A 26,721-nucleotide genomic window follows, 5' to 3' on the forward strand; every position below is an offset into this window, starting at 1 on the left:
TAGCTCCATACAAACTCCAGATAGCGTATATACAATAACAACTATCAAGGAGGTTAGGAAAAATGAATTTTATAAAACGCGCAATTCTCAGTATGAAAAAAAGAATAGGAACATCATTAATTTTGATGGCAGTCTTCCTGATTGTTACAAATTTAGTGCTGGCAGGATTCACAATCCAAAATGCATCAAAAAAAGCTGCTGATGCAGCAAGAAAAAAACTGGGTGCTGATGTTACTTTAGGTCTTGATTTTGATAAATTAGGAAAACAAGCAAGGGAAACTGGAGAAGCGCCTAATCCGCCGCAGCTCAATACAAAAGAAACAGATCAATTAGCGAAGTCCAAGCATGTAAAAGACTATAATTATATAACCCATAATTTCGGAATTGCAGATGGATTTAAATTAGTAGGAGTTTCAGAAGGCGAAGGAGAAGGAAAAGGAAATGCTAGAGTGGCAACGGCGGGAGGATCAGGTTCAGGTACAGAAATAGATATGAATTCTTCTCTTATGATAGAAGGAGTTCGCAAGACTTTATTACAAGAAAGCTTTGAAAATGGAAAAAATAAAATCGTTGATGGAAAACCAATTACAGAACAGATGCAAGATCAGAATGTAGCTTTAATGGAAAAACGATTAGCGGAACAAAACAATTTGAAAGTAGGAGATAAAGTTAAAGTTCAATCAGGGGATAAAAAGGAAACTCTTGAAATTGAAATTATTGGTATTTACGAAACGAATGAGCAACCAATGGGTCAAAATCCCCCTCCTATGATGAATCCAGCTAATAAACTATATATGCCTTACTCTACTTTAAAAAAATTAGAAGTAGATGAAGGTATGAGTAGTATTCAAGTTGTGTACTTATTGAACGACCCACAATACATTGATGCATTTAAAAAAGAAGCAAAAAAATCTGATATTGATTTTAATTATTTTAAGTTAGATGCACATGATTCATTGTACAAACAAATGATTGGTCCTATCGAAAATATCGCTTCTACGTCTCAAATGATTATCTATATGGTATCTATTGCAGGTGCGATTATCTTAGGATTAATCATTATGTTATCGATTAAAGCACGTCGTAAGGAAATGGGGATTTTATTGTCCATTGGAGAGAAAAAATGGAAACTGATGGCGCAGTTCGTAGTAGAAGTAGTATGTATTGCTATTTTAGCATTTGGATTATCCATAACAACAGGAGCTAAAGTTTCTCAATTCGTAGGGAATAACTTACTTTCGAGTGAAATTGCTACAGCAAGTGAAGAAACAGACACCTCACAAAATAGTACTGTAATGGTGGCTGGACCTGGTGGTAGTCTACAAGACCAAAAAAAGGAGCCAATTGATAAAATTGATGTAAGTGTAACGGGAGAGGATGTAGGGAAAATGGGGGGAATTGGACTAGCTATTGCTATATTAGCAACGCTTCTTCCAGCATTATCTATTCTACGCTTAAATCCAAAACAAATTCTTTTAAAAGATGAATAAGGAGGCTCGATATGGAGACGATTTTACAATTTAAAAACTTAGATTATTATTATGAAAGTAATGGGAAAAAAGTAACGATACTAGATAATGTTAATTTTTCTTTTCAAAAAGGGCATTTTTACACGATTTTAGGGCCCTCTGGATCTGGAAAAACCACAACTCTTAGCTTAGGTTGTGGGCTGGACATACCTAAAAACGGTTATGTACTATATAATGGCAAGGATATTCGAAAAATTGGTTTGGATCGATACCGTAATCAAAATGTATCTGTAATTTTCCAATCGTATAATTTGATTACCTATATGACCGCTCTTCAGAATGTACTAACGGCAATGGAAATTACAGGTGTGAAGGTACAAAATAAAAAAGCAAGAGCATTAGAATTATTAGAGAAGGTAGGACTCACAGAAGTAGAAGCGAAACGAAATGTCTTGCAACTAAGTGGCGGGCAACAACAGCGTGTAGCAATTGCTAGGGCACTATCTTGCAATGTCGATTTATTGATTGCTGATGAACCAACAGGAAACCTTGATGGAGAAACAGCAAAAGAGATTATTGAGTTGTTTCAAGAGCTTGCTCATCAAGAGAATAAATGTGTAATTGTTGTTACGCATTCACAAGAAGTTGCAAAAAAATCGGATCGAGCAGTGTATTTAAGTAAAAAGAAGTTAGTAGTAAACGAAATTAATAATAGCTAAGAAAAAAGCTACTTTCGTTCTTAATTCACATAATTTTCAAAATTAAAATCTATGGATGTTAATATTTGTTATATAATATATTTGTCAAAGCATTACCCCTGTAGTTTCTATGATGAATCTGTAAGATAGTTTGTTTGTCCCGTATATTCACCTGAAACTAAAAAGAACTTGTAGAGATTCCTACAAGTTCTTTTTGTTTTAAGGGTTAAATGTGGATTTGAAATAAAGTTACGATTTTTTGAAGAGGGAAAGTAAATGGGTTCTGTTGCAAAAGTTTAGCTTAGTTTTAAACACTGTGCAACAGAACATAGATAAGTATACTTTATGATTTTAATTAAACTACGATCAGTTGTCCCGTATGCTGTTCCAATTCGGAATACTTCTGCTTTTTCAACACCAGCATACGTATTATCTTCGGTTACCTCAATAATTTCACTCAATGGAATACAAACCTTTGCTAATTGCAATATAATTAGTAATTTTTCTTCTATGTTTTTACATCAATACCTAGCACTTTACCAAAACCTTACCATATTTAAATTACAAATTGATTATCTAGTTATATAAATTGATTAATTAAAAAACAAACTTTTTGCGCTCTTAAATTCAATTTTCAGGTTCTTTAAGCAACAAAGCATCCTTCGAAAAAGGGAAGAAAGATAGTACTGGGGCAATGGTAAACTGTAAGGGAAGAATCGTATAAGTGGGGGGAGTTCAAATGAATAGGAATTGGAGCGATTTTATCGATTTCTAACAAAAGACTCCTTTCTTAAAAATGTGAAGGTGTAAAACGTCAATTTTAAGTGGGGGATGCATGTCGGTTGGTGTAAGCCAAAATGTTTTTAACCATATACTTGTACAGATTGATCTTTGAAAACTGAAGATATGAGGTTGGTTGCAGAAAATTCGTTGCAATCGTAAAATTTTCAACGTCCTATCGTCCCGCGCTTGCCGAAATTGCGAAAATCAAGCTAAAGTAGGAAGCGTGGTGAGGCAACGTAAAAGACACTTCAGTTCCCACCATAGGAACTACGGACGGATCCTGCTAAGATAACTGGTGGATACACCGATGTTCACAGAAATCTCCCACTTCAAAAAGGCCGCAAAGTCGTTAAGTGGGAGTAGTTCAAAATCTTACAGTTATATTTGAGTATTCAGCCCATTTTTCAATTTTGCTGGTGATATATTGCTTAACTTAATGGCGATGGAGTTAGTTCTAAGAACCTAAGAAAGCTTTAGAATACTATTATAGTTGATCAAGCACATGAACTAGGCACCTAATTATTTCAGAAGATTTCTCGATTTGTTCTGCATCAAAATCTGAAAGGTTCGCATTAAGAATATGTTTTAGTTTTTCCTCCCTTTCTAAATGACAATTTAAACCACTAGGCGTAAGCCGGACTTTGACAACTCTCCGGTCGTTATTTGAACGAACACGCTCAACGTAGCCTACTTGTTGTAATCCATTGATTAATTGAGTAATACCAGCGGCGGTAGTTTCTGCTCGATCAGCTAATTCTTTGACTGATAATTCGCCTTCTTCAGCTAATACTTTAAGAGTTCGAGCATGGACCATTGAAACTGCTCCTAATGTACGAGTAGCTCGCCCTCTTAAACGTCCATCGGCTGCAGTCAGACTATATATAGCATGACTAAGTTCGTCTATTGCATTTATCTTATTTATAGAATTTGTCATAATATCACCATTTTCTTATTAACTAAGTACTTAATTATATGGAGTTAACAATAACATATGGAAAAGAGTAGAGTCAAATTAAGTATAGATTTGCTGTTCTTTTCCAAGCAATAGTATATCTACTTATTTTGAATCCTAAATAAAACGACTTAGTTTATAGACTTGACAAAAGTAGATAGTATACTTCATCATATTAATTAAGTACTTAATCATTAAGTACTTAATTATATTGTAAAGGATGATTATTATGACTCAACGTTCACAATCTCAAGGATGGGCTTTAGATATAGCTCTTGCACTTGGTGGGTTTGATGCTTTGCACCCTGAAGCAAAGGCAACTATGGAACAGTTAGGACACGACCACACTGATTTTGATAAAGTATTTTCTCAAGTAAAGAGTGGAGCAATGATACCAAAAGCATGGGCCACGGTTGCTGCTCAAGCTCAAGAACGAGCAAAACATTATGAACAAAAAGGATTTACAGTTACTGCCCGTGATTTGTATCAGCGAGCTGCTGTTATGTGGGGACGTGCACAATATTCATATTTTAATGATGATCCACGAAAGTTAGCGTTTCGAGAGCGTTGTAACGAATGTGTGGCAGCTATTTCGTCACTTGGAGGGGGAACGGTACAACGTATAGTATTAGAATTTGAAGGCAAACAGATATATGCACTACTTCATTTACCTTCAGGTGAAATTCGTAATGCACCAGCAGTAATATTAGGCCCAGGTATGGATATGATTAAGGAAGACTATATACAGATTGCGCAACGCTATTATACGTCTCGTGGTATCGTAGCTCTATCAATTGAAGGACCAGGTCAAGGTGAATCTGTATCAGGAGGTCTAAAAGTTGATTTGACTAATTACGAACGCGCCGTTAGTTGTTATATCGATTTTCTATCCAAACGACCTGAGGTTGATTCAAATCGGATTGGATTTTTTGGTATCAGTATGAGTGGGTATTGGGGGATGCGCGCTGCTGCGAGTGATAATCGTATAAACGCTATAGCAACCTTTGAAGGTGTATATGGCGAATTTGATACCATCTTCAACCGAGCACAGCCGAGTTTCAAAGCAAACTTTATGTACATGTCTGGCTACACTGATGAGGTTGCCTTTGAAAACGAGCTGAGTAGCCAGATGAACCTATGGAAATTGGCTCCAAAGATTACTTGTCCAGTCTTCATGGGTATAGGAGAATTTGATGAACTAACCCGTTTGGAAGAAGCATTAAGTCTTTATGAGCTTGTAGAAGCACCAAAGGAGCTGCGCGTCTACGAGAATGAATTCCATCCGCTTGGTGGAGTAGCTGCAGAAATTTTCCGTTTTGGTGCAGAATGGGTAGAACTTGCACTTGAAGGGAACTTTAAAAATGATTATGATGAACGTTATTACATGCATCGTGATGGCGGTGTCACCGAGGGGACTGCATTTCCAACTTATTGGCTTGGTGCTCAGCCGGCTGAAATTAAAGCACGTAAAAAATGTAACACATTAAACGCTTGTAAGAGTTAACAAATGTACACCGATTCAAAAAAGGATCTGCAGTAAGTAGCAGATCCTTTTTTGTTGTGTATCTATTATTTAATTGCTGTTTTAATTATTTTCCGGCTTTAAAAGCTGTTTTGAAAAATTAATCAAACAAATATAGATAATTATTAAGAGAAATCATTATTTATCACAATAACGATTCAATTAATTTCATAAGTCGTTGTTTTGTCTGGCTCAAATAATTGCTGTTTTTAGAAGAAATTAATAATCCTATAGGCATCTGGGGATCAAATCCTTTAACCTTAAATGATATATTACCTTTGTTTAAAATAGTTCCCTTAGGAATAATACCTATTGCATTTCCAAAAACCATTTGTGGAATAAGATGTAATGCACTACAATTGTAAACTCTTTTAAAAGATAAATTATTTTCTGATAAAAAGGCATTCACAGATTGATAATAATAACAACTATTCTCTCCAATTAAAATAGGATAATTAATGATATCGAATACTTCAATTGACTCTTTGTGTAATATTGGATGGTGAGGGTTATTGACAATAAATTCAATTTGTTCATTGTAAAGTGGAGTGAAGTTCATATTGGAACTATTTTTGTTGTTTCCGCAAACAGCAAAATCAATTTTATTTTGTTCTAATAGTTGTGATAAAAGTGCTGTATTCCCTACAACAAAATCACAATGTATATATGGTTTCTCATTGTCTAAATAGTTTAATATAGATGGCATTAACTTTTTTGCAACAGATTCTGTTAGCCCTATTCTTATTCTCCCTTTTTCCTCATTACTTATGCGCTGTGCTTGAGATATTGAATAATCCCAATGCATTAATAAGTTATCTACCTCCTTTGCAAATAAAGTACCTTCCTCTGTTAATCGCGCATCCCACCCCCGATCAAATAGAAGGAAGCCAAGTTCATTCTCCAGCTTTTTTATATGTGTTGTTACAGTTGATTGAGCATAGTTTAATTTTTTTGCTGCCAGTGAAAAAGTACCTTCTTCGACAATCATCTTAAATGTATTTAACTCTTTTATTTCCATCTTCACACCCCATCTTCATCGGTTTTATTGATAATTATACGATGTATTTTCAATTATACAAATCGAGGTAATGGAAGTAAAATAAGGTCATAAGAAAGGGAGTGAAAATATGCCGTTTGTTAATGTTTATTATCCAGATGGTCAATTGAATAAAGAAGAGCTAAAAACGGTAAGTAATAGTATTCATCATTCATTGATTGAACATTTTAAAATCCCAGAAAATGATTACTTTCAAATGTTTTTACCTTACCCCCCTAATCAATTTTTTTACGATCCACATTATCTCTTAGAAGGAGAGGAAAAGAGAACAGAAAAAATAATGCATGTTTCTATTACATGTGGGCCAGGAAGAACAATAAATCAGAAAACGAGTTTGTATCAATCCATAGCAAAAACTATTTCTAATCATTTAAACATCTCTACAACAGATATTTTTATTACATTAAACGAGACATCTGTTGAAAACTGGTCATTTGGTCAAGGTATAGCACAAATGGTTAATATAAGGGAGTGAAAAAATAGTGAATGATCGTATCGAGTCCAATATACGAAAGAAAATGAGAGATATGGCTCCCGATTTTGTTGATTATAGTGAAAACATATTATTCGAAAAAGTATGGAGAGATCCTATTTTAACATCCAGAGAAAGAAGTTTATGTACACTATCTGCTCTAATTAGTATCGGTAATACTGAGCAACTACCATTTCATCTACAATTAGCTGAAAAGAATGGAATTAACGAAACGGAAATTATTGCTTTGATAACACATATGGCCTTTTACGTTGGATGGCCTAAAGCGGCTGCAACGCTAAACATGATATTGAACAAAAATGAGAATACGGTATCTAAATAATCAATCTTCTATAAAAAACAAAAATGAAATCTGCTATATAAGAAACTAGTTTGACTAATCCAAATGCAAATAGCAGCTAATTCTGATCCAGAAAACTTACGTTTTCGCTTTATAAATCCTATTTCTCTTGCAAGTTCTTCTAAGAATACAGGTGTAACATATCGTTGTAATTCTTCTGCAAATGGTAATAATTCATCTTGAATCGAGAGATTCATAAGAAAACATCATCCTTTCTAATTTAGCTTGTTTAGAAAGGATAACGTTTTTTGATATTGGAGGGTATTAAAATCTCCTGAGTTGATGGTTATGTATGGTGACCCCATAGCCAAAGAAGTAAGAAGATATTTAGAAGTGCATTAAATTTTGAGGAAGTGCTTGTGAACCGTATCATAAATAAATGAGGTTTTGTATGTTCGATTTTTAAATAATACCCAAGAAGGAGTGGGTTGCAGTTATAGTAATACTCTATTTTTTGTATTTCTATAATAGATAATTTTTTTAAAAAACAGAATTATCTTGACAGTTATTGAATGGATTGATAAGGTTATAAAAAAATATTTCTTATCCAGAGAGGTGGAGGGACTGGCCTTATGAAACCTCAGCAACAGGTCTGCTTAAGTAGACACTGTGCTAATTCCAGCGGGTGATAATCCTGATAGATGAGAGCTTCCGTTTTTATTTGTCAGTAGCGCCCTCTTTTTTAGAGTGCGCTTTTATTTTTTTCTGGATAGTAACTAAAGGAGAGTAGAAATGGAGAACAAAAATGGGCGAGAATTTCAAAGGAAAATGCAAGCACGTCATTTAGTCATGCTATCACTTGGTGGGGTGATTGGAACTGGCTTATTCTTAAGCTCGGGTTACACTATTCAACAAGCTGGCCCGTTTGGAACAATTCTATCCTATCTGATTGGTGCGCTAGTGGTTTATCTAGTTATGCTATGTTTAGGAGAGCTTTCCGTACATATGCCTGAAACGGGCGCATTTCATAGTTATGCAGTTAAATACATTGGACCGGGTACAGGGTATACAGTAGCCTGGTTGTATTGGTTAACTTGGACTGTTGCTTTAGGTTCTGAATTTACAGCCGCAGGATTACTTATGAAGCGATGGTTTCCATCGGTTAATGTTTGGGTATGGAGTGCTCTTTTTGCCATTTTGATCTTTGTATTAAATGTCCTGACTGTTAAATTTTTCGCCGAATCCGAATTTTGGTTTTCATCGATAAAGGTTATAGCTATTGTGTTTTTTATTGTTTTAGGAGTAGCGGCAATGCTAGGGTTTCTTCCGATGACTCATTCAAAAGCAGCACCATTCTTTTCTAATTTTACAAGTGGAGGTTTATTTCCTCATGGTGCTACGGCCATTATGATGACCATGCTTGCGGTTAATTTTGCTTTTTCGGGAACAGAATTAATAGGCATTGCAGCTGGAGAAACAGCGAACCCGGAAAAAATGATACCGAAGGCCATTCGAATTACTCTGTGGAGATTAATCATCTTTTTTGTAGGAACGATTGTTGTTTTATCTGCGTTATTGCCTATTTCCGATGCAGGGGTATTAGAGAGCCCTTTTGTTGCAGTTCTAGAACGAATTGGGGTGCCATATTCAGCTGACATAATGAATTTCGTTATCTTAACAGCCATTTTATCTGCGGCAAACTCAGGCCTTTATGCCTCTTCTAGAATGCTTTGGTCGCTTGCTAATAAGAAAACGATATCCCCGATTTTTGGGAAAATGACGAAGCAAGGTGTTCCAATCAACGCCGTCATTTTCAGCATGGTGGGTGGAGCGTTGGCTTTGCTCTCAAGTATTGTGGCACCAGATACTGTCTATATCGTACTTGTTTCCATTTCCGGTCTAGCAGTAGTTATAGTTTGGATGAGTATTAGTGCTTCCCAGTTCCTATTTCGCAGACAATTTTTGAAAGAAGGAAATTCTGAAAAGGACTTGATTTATCGCACACCACTATATCCATTAGTACCAATTGCTTCTTTTATCCTTTGTCTGGCATCGTGTATTGGAATTGCATTCGATCCAACACAGAGAATTGCCTTATATTGCGGCATACCGTTTATTTTATTTTGCTATGGAAGTTATTATCTAACAAAAAATCTAAAAAAGAGGGGCGTAGATTATGTCGAACAAAATCAACCCAATTGATGCTATTTTATCCCAACATTCCATTATGCTTCTTGACGGAGCATTAGCTACTGAATTGGAGGCGCATGGATGTAATTTGGACGATCCCCTTTGGTCGGCACGTGTGTTACTAGAAAATCCGGAACTAATCTATCAGGTTCATTCGGACTATTTTCGTGCTGGAGCGGACTGTGCCATAACAGCAAGCTATCAAGCTACTATTAGTGGTTTTTCCGCGCGTGGAATACAAGAACAGGAAGCTTTGGAATTAATTAAGAAAACGGTGTTACTCGCAAGAAGGGCAAGAGATGATTTTTGGAAGGAAAATACGCGAACGAATAGGCCTAAACCATTGGTTGTTGCATCAGTTGGACCGTACGGGGCTTACCTTGCAGATGGTTCAGAGTATGTAGGCAACTATGGTGTGACAGATAAAACATTAGCAGACTTTCACCGTTCGAGAATGTCTGCGTTAATCGAAGCAGGTGCAGATCTATTGGCATTTGAAACGATCCCTTCCCTGCAAGAAGCAAGAGTATTAGATACATTATTGCGTGAATTTCCAGCAACATATGCGTGGCTTTCCTTTTCGCTAAAAAATGAGAAAGAGGTTAGTGAAGGTATGAAACTCGTGGAGTGTGCACGAGTTTTTGAGAAAAGTGAACAAATTGTAGCGATAGGCATCAATTGTGCGCCAGTAACCGTTGTGACTGGTGCAATCCAAGAGTTGAGGGCAAACACCAAAAAACCGATTATTGTTTATCCAAACTCTGGTGAAACTTATAATCCAGAAACAAAAACATGGCATGGTCATGAACAATGTAACGCGTTGGATATTCAATCTGAAGAATGGTACCAAGCAGGTGCACGTTTAATAGGTGGATGCTGCAGAACGACACCTTATCACATTGAGGAGATATCGAACAAGTGGCGTTCTTCCGAGTTTTTCTATTCGAACGAAGCAAAACAGTAATGTAATGGATGATAATCTAACTTTGTGTGTATTTTCGTGATTTTGCTTGTTCAGAAATCTACAGTTACGTCTAGTGGCACAAAATGTCTTTTCAGAGACACAAATGTGGATGGTAGCCTCGGGAATCCAGTGGACTTTTGGGTACCTTAGGTATGGAAAGGAATCAGGGAAAATAAAAACCGCTGGTTTAATAGATATGGTAGACAACACGCTGAATCTTTTAATGAAGATGTAGTTGATCCAATTGAAGGTGAAGGGGACCATTTATTCGTAATTAAAGTTAACGAAGAGGTTAATTTAGTTATTCAAAAAATAGTTCAGTAACTATATGAAAATTTGTTGTAGTAGTAAATGTGGTCATATTGTTGTAAAAAAGGATAGATGTAAACAGGTATACTCTCCTGTTCATCTATCCTTTCCTTTTACCTTATAAAATGTGTGACATTATATTCAATCGCATAAATATAGAATTTCATTACTATTTCCTTGACTTTTAATAAAACGATAGGGTTTATTTGGTATGCGTATTATTAAGAGTATGCTTCTATTTTAGGAATGCTTTACCCCACAAAATGAAAGTACACTTTGTTTCCATTCTTAAGTTGATGGGTATCACCACATTAACTTAAAAACTTTATAACGCCCCTAAAAAAAAATTGTACATTTTCATCTGGACATGTCAATTTTCTCGTTTGGGGGTATTTGCTTTTCTTATCTTGATAGCGATGTGGTGCTATCCCTATATATAAAAATTGAAGAGATTACTTCTTTGGTGGAAGAACGTATAACTTAATAAATATGTAGTTCTTTTCCTTTATTTAATCTAAAGAGCGGATAGTGAATTTATTTTCTCAACAGGACAAAAGGTATTTATATATGAGTACTATTTATAAGGATAATAGAAATAAATAATAAAGGAGAATATAAAATGATAGCATTAAAAAGTGATCGAGATGTAATAGGAATTCCAGAAGAGGATGTAGATTTATTAAAGGTAATGGCACATCCAGTACGATTACAAATTGTAAATGAGTTAATGCATCATAAAATGCGTAATGTTACACTGTTAGCAGAAATATTAAGACTTCCGCAATCCACTGTTTCACAGTATTTATCAAAATTGAGAGGAACCGTACTCCGTGCGGAAAGAAGAGGATTAGAGATGCATTATTATATTGATAATTCTAAAGCTCGTCAGATTGTAGGGATTTTAGATTTGTAGGTTAATAATATGCAAAAAAGTTCCCTGTTATAAAGCAGGGAACTTTTTGTATGTTTATTAGAGGGTTCTGGTGCAAAGATTGTATTTATTTGAAGAGGTATATAGATTCCTAATGGAATCTATTCTTATGCAGCCATTCCGAATAGTTGATGAATAAACTTCACTTCATTTTGGACAGACTTGCCCCGTAAAATAAGTTGGCCTTTTTTAATGATATGCATCGCTTCTATTCCTGAAAGAATAGATTTAGCTTTTCCATACCAATCAGATCCTTTTTTAGAATAATAGTATCAGTATGTCCAAGTCTGAAAGACTTTTTTTTGATATTTTGAAGCTTTTGCACCAGAACCAGATTTACAACTCTTGATAAACTACTGATTATCTCCATGTACACTCCAGATTTAGGGCTTATAGTGAAAATATTAAGTTGGGAATATCCAGGTGACATAAAAGGAGAAAGGAGTGTTCATAATGGGACACTATGATACAAAACAAACAGGAAAGAACATAAGTAGAGACGGTAAAAAAACTGGTTATTTTTTTATCGGAATAATTGGTGCAATGATCGGGTCAATTACTATTGGCTTGACCACTCCATATATAGATGAGATCAAAGGAGGTACAGGTCAATCCGCTAAAAATAACGAGGTGAATCAGGTTACTCCTGTCTCGCACAAACCAGAAGGTGTGAATAGTCTTCAAAATATGATTGAAGATGCAAAAGAAGTTGTAGTAGGTGTCATTAACTATCAAAAAAATGCAGATCCATTTGCAGTACAAGAACAATCAGAAGAAGCCGGTTCAGGATCAGGTGTCATATATAAAAAAACAGGAAATAAGGTTTTCATTGTCACAAATAATCATGTGATAGACGGTGCAAATAAAATAGAAGTAAAATTGAATAATGGTAAAAAGCTTACTGCTAAAGTAGTAGGGACAGACCCATTATTAGATCTAGCTATATTAGAAATTGACGGAACAGATGTGAAAAAAGTAGCAACTCTAGGAGATTCGGAAAAAATTCGTACAGGAGAATCTGTAATTGCTATTGGGAATCCATTAGGGTTAGAAGGAAGTGTAACAAAGGGGATTATTAGTAGTAAGGATCGAGTAATACCTGTTAGCACACTTGGAAATCAACAAGTGGATTGGCAGGCACAGGTGATTCAAACAGATGCAGCTATTAATCCTGGGAATAGCGGAGGGGCTTTATTTAATGAGCAAGGTGAGGTCATTGGAATTAATTCAAGTAAAATTGCACAACAAGCAGTTGAAGGAATCGGATTCGCAATTCCAATTAATATAGCTAAAACAGTTCTAGAATCATTGGAAAAAGATGGCGTGGTTAAACGTCCAATGATAGGTGTACAGTTATTTAATGTGGAGGAAATTACGAATTCTGCACGTGATCAATTAAAACTGCCAAAAGAGATAATACATGGTGTCGTGTTGGGGAGCATATCGAATCAATCACCAGCAGAAAAAGGAGGATTACAGCAGCATGATGTTGTGATTGCATTGGATGAACAAAAAATAGAAAACGTTGTTCAATTCCGCAAGTATTTATATGAAAAGAAAAAATCGGGGGATACAATTAAAGTGACAGTTTATCGCAATGGTGAAAAAATAACAAAAATGGTGAAATTAACAGAGCAAAAGTAGTCTGATTTTGAACAGATCACTCCTGTAAATTGATTTAACTTTTTTTGATCATATACATACGAATTCAATTCTAGTTCAAACTATTTTAGGCTCATCTGGAACTGGTAAAGTCAAAACTCTTAGCTTGGTTTGTAGGTTGGATACATCTAATACTGGGTAAGTATTGTATAAGGGTATTTTAAAAAGCAATAATAAACAACCTCCCCAATTGGTAGGGGAGGTTGTTTATTGTTCAGATATTGGAATACTAACAACAAATTGTACACCTTGTTCTACATTATTAATACAGTACTCTATACCTAGTGCTTCAAAAATTTGTTTTACAATATATAATCCTAAGCCACTCCCACCAGTATTTCGATTTCTTGACTTTTCAATTCGATAAAATGGTTCGAAGACATGTTGTATATCATTTTCTTTAATTTGTACACCTGTATTGATAATTTGAATTAAGATACATTTTTGTTTTGAGTCCTGAGTTAGCTGTATATATACATTCTCGCTATTAAGAGAATACATAATTGCATTATGAATAATATTTTTACAGGCTTTTTCTAAAAGAGCTCGATCTGTATAGACAGAAAGGTTAGAATCAATCTGTTTTATGATTTGAATGTCTTTTTGAGAAGCAAAAAAACTGAGATCTTTTGTGATTATATCCATTAACTCGGAGAGATTTATTTCTTTTAATTGTAGTTTAAATGTATGTTGTTCTAATTTAGACATACTTAAAATCTCACGAACTAGATCTTCCATCTTTTCGATAATTTGGTGGTTTTTCTTTAAGTATTGGTCACGATCTTGATAAGGACCAATATTATATATCATCCCCTCTAAGTATCCTTTCATAATAGTGAGAGGGGTTTTTAATTCATGTGATACAGTTGCAAAAAATTCTCTGCGTTTGGTTTCTATTTCTCTTTCTTTTTCAATATCACTTTTTAATTGCTGATTTGCTTTTTGTAAATCAAACATAGTTTGTTGTAAATTAATGGACATATCATTCAAGCTATTAGATAGTTCTCCTAATTCATCCATAGAACGAATCTCAATTTTTTCGGAAAAGTCTAAGTCCGCCATTTTTTGTGCCCCTCGATTAATATAAATGAGAGGCTTTGTAATGAACCTTGAAAATAAATAAGCACTTCCTATCCCAATAACAACTACAATAATACTGATATAGGGAAGGAAACGTACCAAAACTTTGGAAGCTTCATCAATAGGTTGAAATGTTGCGTATACTATGACGGTTTGGTTACCATCCTGAAATGGAATATCATATGATTTGTTCAGGCTATTTGAACTCCCTATTCGTGCTGCTTGAGTAACACTTCCTTGAATAAATGTATAAGGAGTAGAATAAACGTTTACTCTTTCGTAATCTGGAAATCTGAGTATTGCATTATTTTTTTGCATATACTCCTCAAAAAGCGGTTGTGCATTTTGAAAAGTAAGATTCTTAGATTTATCAATTATTTCTTCCATTCCGTTTTCAAGTTGCTCTGTTTTATATTGTTCATAAAATGTAGGAAGAAAAAAGTATAAAGTTAAATAAATCATGACTGCAAAGGCTAACAAAATGAGGGATGTAGTCATAAAAAGTTTATAAGTAATTCGCTTCATTTTCATGATTTTTACGATTCTATTCATCGATTTTATAACCAATTCCTTTTATTGTTTTAATGTATGGGATATCTAATTTTTTTCGTATGTTTTTCATATGTGTATCAATTATTCGTGATTCTCCAATATAATCGTATCCCCAAACTTTTTCTACGATGCTTTCTCTTGGGAGTACTCTTTTCTCATTTTGAAGTAGTAGTTGCAGAATTTCGAATTCTTTCGTTGTTAAGGAGATTTCAACTTCATTTACATATACTTTATAGGCGTCGACATCGACACGCAATTCTTTAAATACGAAATGATTATCTAAGCTTTTATCATTGCTTCTTCTTAGTACTGCTTCGACTCGTCTAATCAAAACATGAAAAGAGAATGGTTTTGTAATATAATCATCGATTCCAAGATCAAATCCTTTCATTTGATCTTGTTCTTCTTCTAACGCAGTCAGCATAATAACTGGCACATTTGATTGACTTCGAATCATTTTCGCAACTTCAAATCCGTTAAGGTTTGGCATCATCACATCCAAAAGAATCAAATCAAAGGATTGCTTATTAAATTGTATCATTCCTTCTAATCCATCTGATGCAACTTCAACTGTATACTGTTGTGTCAATAAAAATTGTTTAATTAATTCCTGAATTTCTTGGTCGTCTTCTATTACAAGAATATGATGGTTGATCATTATATCACCTCTAGTAGCCATTATAACTTTACTATCTGGAGTTTGTATGGAGAATTACTAGAAAACAATATAAAGACTTCACAGGAAAACTATATATATTTCAAATCAGCTCTAGATTTAAGAGATATTATGTATACATAACACTTAAGAAAGAAGGAGGTAAGCAAAATGTCACTTGAAACAGACATAATTCTTTCTATATTAGATATAAAAATGTGGATGATCCATCATTCGGAACATAGTCTTATAAAAATAAAAAAACAAAAAGTAAAATTATCACCGTATCTATATAAGTACGCAAGTGTAAATAAAAGAAACCTATATAAACCGAGTTAACAAAAATCCAGAAATTAGTTCCTTATCTCTATCAGATGTTAGTTAAACGTTAAAATATTTTTCAAGAGGAATGAAGCCAGAGTAAGAACAGATATCGTTTTTGTAAGATGGATAACTAAATTCAAATGGGTAAAGAAACTTTTGAAAGGTTAAAGAGGCATGTTAAGAATAAATAGGATCGCATGAAACAACTTGTTATATAAAAGGATGCATATGCTTAATTGCAGCTGAGGGAATAAAGATTCAACACCAATGATTATCAATAATTGAAATGCTAATGATTATAATAAAAAAGAACCTTCAATAGGTTCTTTTTTATAGTTGGTAAATATGTTATCAACAATAGATGGTAATAAAGATAGTAATTTAGACACTTTTTATTAATTGGCTAAGTTTTCTTAGGAAGAAATCTTTTTCTCATGACTGATCGCTAGATATAATAGGATATATCATGTATTGATTTGGGTGGGTGATTTAGCTTTTTGGGTTTACCACGCTAAAATGTAAATTTTGCTTAGGGACAAAATGTTAAAGTTCTACATTCTGAATTAACAGAAAATTTAGGTGGTAAAAATCCCGTTGAATATTTTATCAGGTAGTTCATATTTCTTTGACCATAATTTCATGTTGTTACCGAACGTTTATATGTGTCTAATGGAAAGAAATATTTTAAGTTTGTTACCATCTATTGTTTGATTAAGATGGTAACACGAAAATAAAACGTTTACAACAAAAAGATAAAGAAAAAACATGAAGATTCGACTTTTTTCGACAAAATGATTGAGAGAGAAAAAATCTAAATTAAGTAAATCTTATATGTAGAGAGATTCTTTATCTCATAAATAACAGTTATAACATATGTAAATGTTCTATAAGTAATTAAAACGTCGAAGATAAAATTATATTGTGACAATTATAAACAAAACATACTTAATAATTCATACTTAGACTAACAAATTAATTCATAATAAGTTAAATACGCTATATTTAATAGAGTATAATATGGAATATTTAACTATAATATTCCATATTATATATAATTATAAATCATTTAACATATTAGTTGCGGGAAATTTTGACATAAGATATTTTAAATATTAAGCACAGAAACATTTTAAAGAAAAAGAGCTATTTTAAAATGTACCCTAAAAACGTTTTTCCTAAAAAGTAGTAAGAATTTTTAAATTGTTTCTGTGCCTAATTAGATGAAAATAATACAATAAATTGTTTAAAAAAGATAAAAGCAAGTTACTTTTACGGAGAAATATACATTCCATACCATTAGAATTATGTCAGATCGTAGCATACAAATTACATTCTTCTATCTCACAAACTGCACAACTACCATTATAGGTAGCTTGTCTTAGTTTTAACATCACATTCATCATTTTTTTGTCCAATAAGATTAATATGGTTAGAAAAACGTGCCGCCATCTACTATGGAAATATTAGCAATTAGAAAGAATTATTTATAAAGTAATATAGAAATAAAATTATCCGGTTGTTTATAAGTGAATTTTTAATATTTTTGGCGTTTTTCAAAGGGCTTTCACTTATATTTCATATCATGAGGACAATTGTTGTGTTGTTTGAAGGGAAGGGTATAGGTGTTAACAGTTCATTTGTATATAAAAAATAAACAACCTGTTGAGTGTATAATAAAAGATTTTTTAAAATAATTTATGAATACACACAAGTGATGTTGAGTTATTTATTCAAAGTAGAACCTTTAACAATCTATAAATTGTTATATAAAGAAATAAGAATAGAGGTATTCATTATGAAATTTATAAAAGAGATATTCGTTTCTACGATTGCACTTACGGCCTTTACAGGATTAGAGCTAATTAAATTTCATGAAAATCCCAATGTAGTGTATGCAGATTCGAAAGGTCCTGTAAAAAATATAAGTCAATCCGAGGCAGATATTAAAGAAGAAGATCAAATTATTGTAAAGTTTAAAAGTGAAGTGAATTTCCCGTATAAGGATGGGCTCGAAAATCAAATAAAAGATGAAGGTAGCGATTCAGAATTAGTAAAAATCTTCTCTGAATTTCCGCAACTAACATTAAAGCGTTTATTTACATCTGTAAATCCGAAAGAGATTGAAAACATCGATAAACATACGAGGGAAACTGAAAATAATTCATCTTCTAATTTGCTAGATTATTATATTGTAGAAGTGCCTAATAAAGTAACAGCTGAAACATTGATGGACAAGTTTAAGAAATCTTATCTTGTTGAAGAAGTATATATGCAAGAAAAACCAACTCTTTTACCAGAAGTACAATTACCTACTGTATCGCTTAACCCTTACGACGATCCAAGATTTTTAAACCAGGGATATCTTAAGGAAGCACCATATGGGATTAATGCATCTTATGCATGGAGCATTAAAGGTGGAGATGGAAAAGGAACTACTTTTGTAGATATGGAGTATGGGTGGCTATTAGACCATGAAGATTTAGTAAATCAAAAAGTTGAGCTTATATCTGGTAGAAATATAGATCAACACGTTGGTCATGGAACATCTGTTCTCGGGATTGTTTCTGCTGAAGATAATAAGGTTGGTAATATAGGAATTGCACCAAAGGCTAAGGTCAAAGTAGTATCCCAAATAAGAGGTGATGGGTCGTATAATACGGCTGATGCGATAATAAATGCTGTACATAATTTACAAGCTGGGGATATTTTATTATTAGAGGCACAAGCTTCATATGATGGATATGGAGATAAATATTTACCTGTTGAAGTACAGCCAGATATCTTTGATGCAATACGAGCTGGAACGGATAAAGGAATTATTGTGATAGAAGCCGGGGCAAATGGTTCTAATGACCTTGATCAATTTAGAGATCGGAATGGAAAACAGGTATTAAATCGCAATAGTCCGGACTTTAAAGATTCAGGAGCTATAATGATTGGAGCCGCATCGTCAACTGTTCCTCATAAACGTTTATGGTTTTCAAATTATGGTAGTAGAATTGATGTTTATGGTTGGGGAGAAAACGTAGATACAACTCGTGCTGAGCCTAATAGGATTACTAAAAATCTCTATACAACAGGCTTTAGTGGTACATCTAGTGCTTCTCCAATTATTGCTGGAGCAGCGACTTCAATACAAGGTGTGGCTAAAGAACATTTAGGTCGTCCATATAAACCAGCTGAATTAAGAAATATACTAAGTAATCAAAATACAGGTACCAAATCCCAAAATCCGTTAACAGATAAAATCGGTGTTTTGCCAGATTTAAAGTCAATCCTGTCAAATTTGGGATATAGTCCAGATATATCAAATAATGTTTTAGAGGGAAACCAATTTGTATGGTCAATGAAAGGAATAGGAGATTTTGAGTTTGCAAAATTGGATTTTAATAAGACAAAAGAAGAAATGCAAATTCAATTAAAAGCAGGTGTACCACATCATTACTTTGATAGTACATATGCGAGTGTGAAAGTCCAAAATTCATCTGGAAAAGTGGTATATAATAAAGATATTTATGGAAACAGGCAACAAAATGCTGAAACACAAAAAATTTCGATGAAAGTCGGAGACTATATTGAGTTTACACATTTAGAGGGTGGAAACCGGGCGACTCTTATAAATGTGGATAAAAATATACAGGAGAGCTTTGGTAAGAAGATAGTGTATCAAGTTACAGTTAATGGTCTTAAGAAAGTTGATCAAATTATTAACCCTAGCCCAGATACGGAAGCTCCTACACGGCCTGAAGGATTACAAGCAGCCAACATTACTACAAATAGCGTAGAGTTAAAATGGAATTCATCAACAGATAACGTAGGTGTGAAAGAATATCAAGTATTACGTGACGGAAGATTCATTCAAACAGTACAGGGAACCACATTTACTGATAGTAAACTGACTGCTAACATGGAATACAAATATACTGTGAAGGCTATAGATGCAGCTGGAAATCAGTCTATTCAAAGTAGTGTTCTTAGTATAAAAACAAAAGAGAAAAATACCTCTTATGAAAAATGGGATCCGAGGAAAGCATATACAAAAGGGGATAGAGTAGAGTATCAAGGGAAAATCTATGAAGCTGTTCAAAGTTACCAAGGAAATGGAGATTCGAATTGGATATTCTCGTTATCCTTATGGAAACCAATTTCAATAAGTTGATGATATCGTCTATTTGAGAGAATAATTATTTCATAACTAGCTAAATAATTTTTATCTCATAAGAAGAAGGCGCCTTTTAGGTGCCTTTTTCTTATGAACTATATTATCCTTTAATAGTGAAATTTCTTGTTTTAAGTAGCTCTTTAAGATATTGAGTGGAAGGTATTTTAAAATGCTAAATAGTATCAATATCAACATTTATAATGTAAGTTTTTTGCCAAAATATCATATTTTGGCAAAAAACTTACATTATAGTATTAATATTTAGGATTTTACAATAACAAACTGGATATTCCATAAAATGTGATAAAATGGAATAAATTAAATGTTATTACATGAGAGCAAAGGAATTATTCTAAAAATAAAGATACATTTTTATTTTTAAACTGTGTAGAAAATTAATTTTCAGCCAGTATGTTAGTTAGGATTTTTAATATTGCTAGAAACAGAAATTTTATAGATTTGGAAGAAGATTCATTTGATACAGGGCTTGATAATAAAAGGGCAAGTGAATAGATCCCACTTATTAATTTTTAAGAAGTCTAAAGTTGTATCATTACTGAAGGTGTAAGGGACCTTTTTCTTAGTTTTGAAAAAAGTATTGTTTGTCAAGCGCATGTTGATAATCCCATCCCTAAAGGGGCAAGCACACTAATGTCTATTTGACTTCTTACTACTACCTTAAGAATAAGTAGAATTCAACCCTGTATGACAATCTTTATATACATAAAAAAAGATCTATGACCTGAACATGTCAGTAAACTGCTCGATAAATTACTTAAATCTGAAAGTAACACAAGTAAAGATTTTTTATCTTTCTCCGACAGAACGTTAAGTCGAGAGTAATTCAAGTTTTATTATCACGTTACAAAACACTACAAACCAAAGTAGTATGTGGAAGTGAATATTTACCACTAATTACACAAAAGAAAATTATGAAAATGTTTTAAAAATTAACGGCGAATATTTAATGATTAATAGGAGGAATTTTAAATGAAAACATTTGGAAAAATATTGTTAACAGGGACTTTAGCTTTTGGTGGATTAACAGTAATGAACGTGGAAACACCTAAAGCTCAAGCAGAGGGAGCGAGCGAATTTTGCCGATATATTTGTGGTCCTAAAGAAACATTGAACAATTTTACAATTCAACTTTCAGATACGGAATACAGAATGGGACAAAATATTATCCTACGCGCAACAAATGATAACGTATATGATGTAACATACAAAGCAACTGTAGAAAAACAATATGCTACTGGCTGGGGTTATGTTGAAACTGACTTTAATTATCAATCAATGTTGCCAGCTGGAACAAATGAAGATTTCAATGTTTGGACTTTTGACGGTAACAGCGCAGGTAATTTGAATGAGGCAGGAACATATCGCATGAAAATTGAAGTAACACATGCTGATGGGAAAACTGACACAGTTTACACTGCGCCAAATACATTATTAGCACAATAATAATGTATTTGGCAGGAATTTAAAGTGTAGTATTGATAGTGAAGCTATCGATTTTATAAAATGCTGGATTAATCCTAGTAGTAAATGTTCCTTTTATAAAAAGATGTTACCAAAGTTGATTAATCTTATTTACCTTATAAGAATTATAAGGTATGATAAATATAGGTGCAAAGATGCACTATTTGAAAAAGAGTGTAAGACAAAAAAGGAATCTATAAAAGATTTCTTTTTTTTATTGCGTGTAGGTTCGCTTCAAAAAAAGAACAGCTAGCAAAAGCTAACTGCTCCAATCATGGAAATGAGATTGTATAGATTATTGATGGAATATTCACTTTAAATTTAATTTCTTTAAAGTAAACATTTCAGCTGATATAATGGCTGCACCAACTACAGAACCTAATCAGTCTCTCCAACCTGAGGCAATAAAAGGTGTATCTGTTAAGTCTATAATTAAGAAGTTAGCAAACATCAATACACCGAATGCTAAGCATCCCAAAAATTTTTCATATAAATCATCCTTTCGAAAGGAAATACCATCGATTTTTACCTATGCAAAGCAAGAAACCACAAGGCTGCAAAGCGATTCTTCAAGAAAGCTTTGCAGTCTTTTCATATTTCTGAGCCTCGTGTCGTGACAGTTGATAAGAATCCAGCTTATCCTATAACAGTTGAAGAATTGAGAAAAGAAAAAAAGATGCCATTAGGCATCCAACTAAGGCATGTAAAATATCTCAATAATATAGTGGAACAAGATCATCGATTTATTAAAAAGCGAGTTCGTTCGATGATAGGATTGAAATCCTTTCGCACAGCTACAGCCATTATTTCTTGAATAGAAGCTATGCATATGGTAAAAAAAGGGCAACTTATTTTACTGGACAAGTCTGTCCAAAATCAAGTGGAGTTCATCCATCAACTATTTGGAATTGTTGCTTAAGACTAGATTCCACTAGGAAACTTTTCGCCTCTTTATATCTTTCCTAAGTATTTGCACCAGAACCGCTAACGTTAACGCAGCTTGAAGGAATCTTAATTGCAAGCTTGCACGTATTGGAGGGGAAAAGCAATGCCAAAGCAGTTAACAATCTTTGATGTTGAACCAGTTGTGTCATTTGATTTTAAGAAGGCTCATGATCATCGATTAAATTCTAAACTACGTTTTGCCGACGTTGTTGTACAAATACCACGTCAAGCCAAAGCGATTGATGAATTAAAACCAACGACAGCGCCTGATGAGCGTTATGAGTTATTTGAAGATTACACAATTGGAATTTGGCGTTATAAGCGAGTAGAGGGTAAACAATTTGATTGGGAAGAAGCAGAGGAAATGTGTAAGCGAGCACGGGATGAAAAAAAGCCTATTCCAATACGGCTTCATTTATCACTTGAACAATCATTTGTTCCAGAAAATGTTGTGCGATATTTGTAGACAAACAAAAAAGCCGAGATTGCTCTCGACATAATTATTCGAAAAAGTAATTATAACATATGGGAGTGATCTTGGTGGGAATTAGAAAAGAAAATCTTGTAGAAATGACAGCTGAAATAGACTTGAAAATAAACGGAATATATGTTGTTAAAAATGGTCAGGTCCAACTAATACAACCACCTCAAAGTGGAAAAGTAATCCGTATGGAAGAACGAAAAACACAGTTACTTTAATCAAATTTGAATTTTATTAAGAAATTGGACTGAAAGCATCGATAATTAGATGGGATAAAGAGCATCATCACTGAAATGAAAAAGCCCTGCACACAGGGCATCTAAAAAGATACCTTAGCTATAACAACGATTAGGGGGATGTATTAGCTAAGGTATCTGGATGGATGGTTGCATACTAAGTATGCAATCAAGAGCATTGTTGAATGTATTGGGTTATTCAACAATTTCAGAATAACACGAAATTTCCGCTAATTCACCCGGTAAATTTGTCCAAAAAAGGTGTTTCTATAAAAGTTTTTTACCTAAGAAATGGATTCATAGATTTTAATCAAAGCGTTATTTTAAAATTAAAGAGCGCCCAAGGGAGCGCTCTTCGATCAAGACAATATTGAAAAATACTCGGTAATATATGTAATCTTTTTAGCTTTGTGAGATTAATCAAAAGTTTTTCGACTTGTTTGTGGAGGGTATTACATTTTGTTCTATTTTTTCGTAAAGATTAAGTAATTGTTTGATGAATGTAATTTTCGGTGTTAACCAATATGAAAATAGTGCTGAAATAATTCCTATTAAAGCTCCTGTTATGACATCAAAAGGATAATGAACTCCTACCCAAATACGAGAAATAGCTACGCAGAATGCAAGTACAAGACATAACCATCTAGCCTTTTTACGAACAAGCCAGAATGAAAAACAAATTGAAAAAAATAGAATCGTATGGTCGCTAGGAAATGAATTATCTACTGCATGATCGACAAGTTTATTAACATTAGGTAATACTGCAAATGGTTGATAATTCAAATGCAAATTCCCTGCTAATTTTCCAATTATTTCAGCAGTTACGAAAGCAACTATTGCTTGAATAATCATCATTTTGTTTTTTCTAGATTGAGTAAACCAATAAGCAATAATAATTAAACCTAAAAAATACACCATATATTCCGCTAAAAATACCATAGTGGAGTTTAGGGATGAATATTGCTTCCCTAAATTATTGATAGCTCGAAAAGCATCAATATTTAATTGAGAAAAAAACATTTTTAAATCGCTCCTTATTGTTTGTGTATAAGGAAAATTATAGTAAAGAGTTTATAGTGAAAAAATTGATTTTAGTGACAGTAGTCTTACAAAACTGTAAGGATTAGCTCATTAAAGATTTTTAATAAAATAGTTATTTGAAACTATTCACGAAAAAAGAGCACTAAAGAAAGTGCTCTTAGGAAATACATTTTATATTCTGTTTTGAGCTACGATTTTAATATTCTCTGGTGGAATGATATCTTGAATTTTTTCTTTTAAATCTACTTGGACCATTTCTTCAAGATGTTCAAGTGAAACTTCAAAGTTTATGCATTCCGCAGTTGCGATGTTTAATAAAGAATAATTTTCATTCTTTTTAACAACAAGATATTGTGATTGATCTGTTATTACTATACATCCTTGTTGAATTCCTAATTTACGATTATCTTCAAAAGTCATAAATAAATCTTCTAACGTTTTTCTGATAGGAATTGTACTACATAAAAAAGTTAGTGTCTAGTCGGTTTTATGTAAGAACTAGAGTCAAACAAAATCCTTATTTAAAAACAAGAAGCCCTAGAGTTAGGGCTTCTTGTTTTGGTATATCTCACACGGTTTTATAAAAAGAATAGAACGTACTGAAGATAACATATGAATGTTTCATAAATGTATCGAAAAAGTGAACAAAATTGCTATTGCAGAAGAAGCAGAAATGAAGTTTCTAATAGTTAAGTGCGTGAAAGGTATTATTTCCAGTGGATAAAATGCGCGTGGGACACCTAATCATTATTTTATCGGAGGAAAAGAATATGTTATGAACTTGGTTGAATGAAAAAATGAAAATTTTACTTTAAGCGAAGTTAATGAAATATATTTTGGGGGTTATATCAATGATTGTTATCTCGAAGGACACTTTAACTTTATAAAAGTCCTAGAAGAAAAAAACAACTATGAGGAATAGTAAGTTATAAAAGTGAACAAAATCGTTATTTAAATAAAAGAAACCCCGATTGTCTGCGGGGCTTCTAAGGGTAATCGTCAAGTAATGATGTACTCGACTAAATAACCATATCATGAATTATTTGGTAAAAATACTGGTAAATGTGTCCAAATGAGTAAGGGCATCATTTTAAAAAAAACGCTATTTAAATAAAAAAAGAGCTTGCAAGGAAACAAGCTCTAACGTAATTGAGATGTCTATATATTACCATTCATTTCATTCTAATTCCATACGTTATGGTTGAGAAATAAAGTATAAGCAAAGCAATTTAATAAAAATTTCATTTTGTAGAAATAAAAACCCTAGTTTCCTAGGGGAATGGTATAACAGCTCAATATATTTTATTTTTTTATATTGTAACGTAATATTACGTTGAAAAAATAAGGTAAATGTAACCAATTAAAGAAAATAAGAGCAGCTAACAAAAGCTAACTGCTCATATAAGGAAAACAGAGAAAGGAGGTTCTGGTGCAAAAAATATATAAAACTTGAACATACTGATATTACTACTCTATAAAAGGTGTGTGATCAGTATGAAAAAGGAAAATTTGTTCAAATGGAAGCATTATCAACCTGATATAATTTTGTTAACGGTAAGATGGTACCTACGGTATAATCTCAGTTTTCGTGATTTGGTGGAAATGATGAAGGAACGGGGCTTATCTATTTCTCATACAACGATTATGCGTTGGGTTCATCAGTATGGCCCGGAATTGGACAAACGAATTCGTCGTCACCTCAAGCAAACCAATGACTCTTGGAGAGTTGATGAAACATATATAAAAGTTAAAGGGCCAATGGATGTACCTGTACCGTGCTGTTGATTCGAAAGGAAATACAATCGATTTTTGTCTAAGCAAAACAAGAGACCGAAAGGCTGCAAAGCGCTTTTTCAAGAAAGCTTTGCGGTCTTTTCATGTATCAAAGCCACGTGTGATAACAGTCGATAAGAATCCGGCTTATCCTATAGCAATTGAACTGTTGAAAAAAGAAAAAAGCATACCTGATGGTATGCAACTTAGACAACAAAAGTACTTGAATAATATAGTAGAACAAGATAATCGCTTTATAAAGAAGCGTATCCGTTCTATGCTAGGGCTCAAATCTTTTGACACAGCTATATCCATTCTTTCTGGAGTAGAAGCCATGCATATGATTAAAAAAGAACAGATTAATTTATGGAACCAGTCTATCCAAAATCAGAAAGAATTCGTCCATCAATTGTTTGGATTTGTAGCATAAGATACGATTCCGTTAGGCATATATATGCTTTATTCTCTTTTACTTTATTTTTGCACCAGAACCGCTTACACGTGATGTAGGAGACTCATTTTTCAATCCTGCAACTAAAGAAACAAGATATTATGAAATTATTAAGTCTTATAATGCAGATAGTATACAGTTAGGCTGTAAAAAAGCAATCTAGTTAAGAAGAACTAGAAATTGCATCTCCCATTTCTAGGTATTGAACTAAAAGTGGGAGATGCTTATT

Annotated in this window: 20 protein-coding genes, 6 pseudogenes and 1 riboswitch; of the genes and pseudogenes, 17 read left to right on the forward strand and 9 right to left on the reverse strand. The window is 33.3% G+C overall.

The features are described 5' to 3' along the window. Positions 1 to 62: 62 nt before the first annotated feature. Together JFT95_RS27125 and JFT95_RS27130 are read left to right on the forward strand one after the other, a co-directional pair. The gene (locus JFT95_RS27125) at positions 63 to 1,490 is read left to right on the forward strand and encodes an ABC transporter permease (RefSeq protein WP_201053771.1); all 1,428 of its coding nucleotides are present in this window, start codon (positions 63 to 65) and stop codon (positions 1,488 to 1,490) included. Between the two features lie 11 nt (positions 1,491 to 1,501). Then, positions 1,502 to 2,188, forward strand: a complete 687-nt coding sequence (locus tag JFT95_RS27130; protein WP_060751035.1) for an ABC transporter ATP-binding protein — start codon at positions 1,502 to 1,504, stop codon at positions 2,186 to 2,188. A gap of 275 nt (positions 2,189 to 2,463) precedes the next feature. Here the strand turns inward: JFT95_RS27130 and JFT95_RS27135 are convergent. Together JFT95_RS27135 and JFT95_RS27140 are read right to left on the reverse strand one after the other, a co-directional pair. Then, positions 2,464 to 2,702, reverse strand: a pseudogene (locus JFT95_RS27135) (SunI/YnzG family protein). Between the two features lie 732 nt (positions 2,703 to 3,434). Then, entirely contained in the window at positions 3,435 to 3,884 is a 450-nt protein-coding gene (locus JFT95_RS27140) for a MarR family winged helix-turn-helix transcriptional regulator (RefSeq protein ID WP_201053773.1), read from the reverse strand. Between the two features lie 247 nt (positions 3,885 to 4,131). Between JFT95_RS27140 and JFT95_RS27145 the strand changes: the two genes are divergently transcribed. Then, positions 4,132 to 5,406, forward strand: a complete 1,275-nt coding sequence (locus JFT95_RS27145; protein ID WP_151304105.1) for an alpha/beta hydrolase — start codon at positions 4,132 to 4,134, stop codon at positions 5,404 to 5,406. 163 nt (positions 5,407 to 5,569) lie between these two features. On the opposite strand, the gene JFT95_RS27150 is transcribed toward JFT95_RS27145, so the two are convergent. Next, positions 5,570 to 6,442 (reverse strand): LysR family transcriptional regulator, encoded by an 873-nt coding sequence (locus JFT95_RS27150; RefSeq protein WP_078205352.1) that lies wholly within the window; start codon positions 6,440 to 6,442, stop codon positions 5,570 to 5,572. A 109-nt stretch (positions 6,443 to 6,551) separates the two neighbouring features. Here JFT95_RS27150 and JFT95_RS27155 point away from each other — a divergent pair, with 109 nt between their 5' ends. Together JFT95_RS27155 and JFT95_RS27160 are read left to right on the forward strand one after the other, a co-directional pair. Next, complete coding sequence (locus tag JFT95_RS27155) at positions 6,552 to 6,956, forward strand: tautomerase family protein (RefSeq protein ID WP_201053775.1); 405 nt, start codon at positions 6,552 to 6,554, stop codon at positions 6,954 to 6,956. Between the two features lie 7 nt (positions 6,957 to 6,963). Further along, the gene (locus JFT95_RS27160) at positions 6,964 to 7,296 is read left to right on the forward strand and encodes a carboxymuconolactone decarboxylase family protein (protein ID WP_012259796.1); all 333 of its coding nucleotides are present in this window, start codon (positions 6,964 to 6,966) and stop codon (positions 7,294 to 7,296) included. Between the two features lie 50 nt (positions 7,297 to 7,346). Here the strand turns inward: JFT95_RS27160 and JFT95_RS27165 are convergent. Next, positions 7,347 to 7,511, reverse strand: a pseudogene (locus tag JFT95_RS27165) (IS4 family transposase); the annotation flags it as partial. Positions 7,512 to 7,854: 343 nt separating this feature from the next. Beyond that, a riboswitch (SAM riboswitch) is annotated at positions 7,855 to 7,962 on the forward strand. Between the two features lie 84 nt (positions 7,963 to 8,046). Between JFT95_RS27165 and mmuP the strand changes: the two are divergent. The 3 genes from mmuP to JFT95_RS27180 all read left to right on the forward strand — a co-directional run bounded on the left by mmuP (position 8,047) and on the right by JFT95_RS27180 (position 11,630). After that, positions 8,047 to 9,456, forward strand: coding sequence for an S-methylmethionine permease (gene mmuP, locus JFT95_RS27170; protein ID WP_078205350.1), 1,410 nt, complete (start codon positions 8,047 to 8,049; stop codon positions 9,454 to 9,456). Beyond that, positions 9,431 to 10,408, forward strand: a complete 978-nt coding sequence (gene mmuM / locus JFT95_RS27175; protein ID WP_078205349.1) for a homocysteine S-methyltransferase — start codon at positions 9,431 to 9,433, stop codon at positions 10,406 to 10,408. The genes mmuP and mmuM overlap by 26 nt, the downstream gene beginning before the upstream one ends. Positions 10,409 to 11,336: 928 nt before the next feature. Then, positions 11,337 to 11,630 (forward strand): ArsR/SmtB family transcription factor, encoded by a 294-nt coding sequence (locus tag JFT95_RS27180; protein WP_078205348.1) that lies wholly within the window; start codon positions 11,337 to 11,339, stop codon positions 11,628 to 11,630. Between the two features lie 125 nt (positions 11,631 to 11,755). Here the strand turns inward: JFT95_RS27180 and JFT95_RS27185 are convergent. Further along, positions 11,756 to 11,881, reverse strand: a pseudogene (locus JFT95_RS27185) (IS6 family transposase); the annotation flags it as partial. Positions 11,882 to 12,092: 211 nt separating this feature from the next. On the opposite strand from JFT95_RS27185, the gene JFT95_RS27190 reads away from it, so the two are divergent. Continuing rightward, a complete protein-coding gene (locus tag JFT95_RS27190) occupies positions 12,093 to 13,292 on the forward strand; it encodes a S1C family serine protease (RefSeq protein WP_201053777.1) in 1,200 nt (399 codons plus the stop codon). Between the two features lie 225 nt (positions 13,293 to 13,517). On the opposite strand, the gene JFT95_RS27195 is transcribed toward JFT95_RS27190, so the two are convergent. Further along, positions 13,518 to 14,942: a sensor histidine kinase gene (locus JFT95_RS27195; RefSeq protein WP_201053779.1), complete on the reverse strand. Its 1,425-nt coding sequence runs from the start codon at positions 14,940 to 14,942 to the stop codon at positions 13,518 to 13,520. Continuing rightward, positions 14,935 to 15,600: a response regulator transcription factor gene (locus JFT95_RS27200; protein ID WP_002090432.1), complete on the reverse strand. Its 666-nt coding sequence runs from the start codon at positions 15,598 to 15,600 to the stop codon at positions 14,935 to 14,937. Before JFT95_RS27200 ends, JFT95_RS27195 begins: the two co-directional genes overlap by 8 nt. Positions 15,601 to 15,768: 168 nt before the next feature. On the opposite strand from JFT95_RS27200, the gene JFT95_RS27205 reads away from it, so the two are divergent. The 6 genes and pseudogenes from JFT95_RS27205 (at position 15,769) to JFT95_RS27230 (ending at position 23,209) form a co-directional block, all read left to right on the forward strand. Next, positions 15,769 to 15,936 carry a hypothetical protein gene (locus JFT95_RS27205; protein WP_176126999.1) on the forward strand — a complete coding sequence of 56 codons (168 nt, stop codon included), beginning with the start codon at positions 15,769 to 15,771 and terminating at the stop codon, positions 15,934 to 15,936. Between the two features lie 1,780 nt (positions 15,937 to 17,716). After that, on the forward strand, positions 17,717 to 20,080 hold the full coding sequence (locus tag JFT95_RS27210) for a putative mucin/carbohydrate-binding domain-containing protein (RefSeq protein ID WP_201053781.1): 2,364 nt from the start codon (positions 17,717 to 17,719) through the stop codon (positions 20,078 to 20,080). Positions 20,081 to 21,073: 993 nt separating this feature from the next. Next, positions 21,074 to 21,547, forward strand: a complete 474-nt coding sequence (locus JFT95_RS27215) for a hypothetical protein (RefSeq protein ID WP_151304099.1) — start codon at positions 21,074 to 21,076, stop codon at positions 21,545 to 21,547. A 520-nt stretch (positions 21,548 to 22,067) separates the two neighbouring features. Next, positions 22,068 to 22,484: pseudogene (locus tag JFT95_RS27220) on the forward strand (DDE-type integrase/transposase/recombinase); the annotation flags it as partial. 129 nt (positions 22,485 to 22,613) lie between these two features. After that, positions 22,614 to 22,976, forward strand: a complete 363-nt coding sequence (locus JFT95_RS27225) for a cell division protein SepF (protein WP_078179031.1) — start codon at positions 22,614 to 22,616, stop codon at positions 22,974 to 22,976. A gap of 74 nt (positions 22,977 to 23,050) precedes the next feature. Continuing rightward, positions 23,051 to 23,209: a DUF3954 domain-containing protein gene (locus JFT95_RS27230; protein WP_002204060.1), complete on the forward strand. Its 159-nt coding sequence runs from the start codon at positions 23,051 to 23,053 to the stop codon at positions 23,207 to 23,209. A gap of 438 nt (positions 23,210 to 23,647) precedes the next feature. Here the strand turns inward: JFT95_RS27230 and JFT95_RS27235 are convergent, their stop codons facing one another. Next, the gene (locus JFT95_RS27235; protein WP_201053782.1) at positions 23,648 to 24,247 is read right to left on the reverse strand and encodes an undecaprenyl-diphosphatase; all 600 of its coding nucleotides are present in this window, start codon (positions 24,245 to 24,247) and stop codon (positions 23,648 to 23,650) included. Positions 24,248 to 24,439: 192 nt separating this feature from the next. Continuing rightward, complete coding sequence (locus JFT95_RS27240) at positions 24,440 to 24,688, reverse strand: hypothetical protein (RefSeq protein ID WP_000141885.1); 249 nt, start codon at positions 24,686 to 24,688, stop codon at positions 24,440 to 24,442. A gap of 1,074 nt (positions 24,689 to 25,762) precedes the next feature. On the opposite strand from JFT95_RS27240, the pseudogene JFT95_RS27245 reads away from it, so the two are divergent. Further along, positions 25,763 to 26,471, forward strand: a pseudogene (locus JFT95_RS27245) (IS6 family transposase). Positions 26,472 to 26,535: 64 nt separating this feature from the next. Next, positions 26,536 to 26,655 (forward strand): annotated as a pseudogene (locus JFT95_RS30255) (SdrD B-like domain-containing protein); the annotation flags it as partial. Positions 26,656 to 26,721: the final 66 nt, after the last annotated feature.

This window comes from Bacillus sp. TH17, assembly GCF_016651125.1.
In the GTDB taxonomy this organism is placed as follows: Bacteria; Bacillota; Bacilli; order Bacillales; family Bacillaceae_G; genus Bacillus_A; species Bacillus_A mycoides.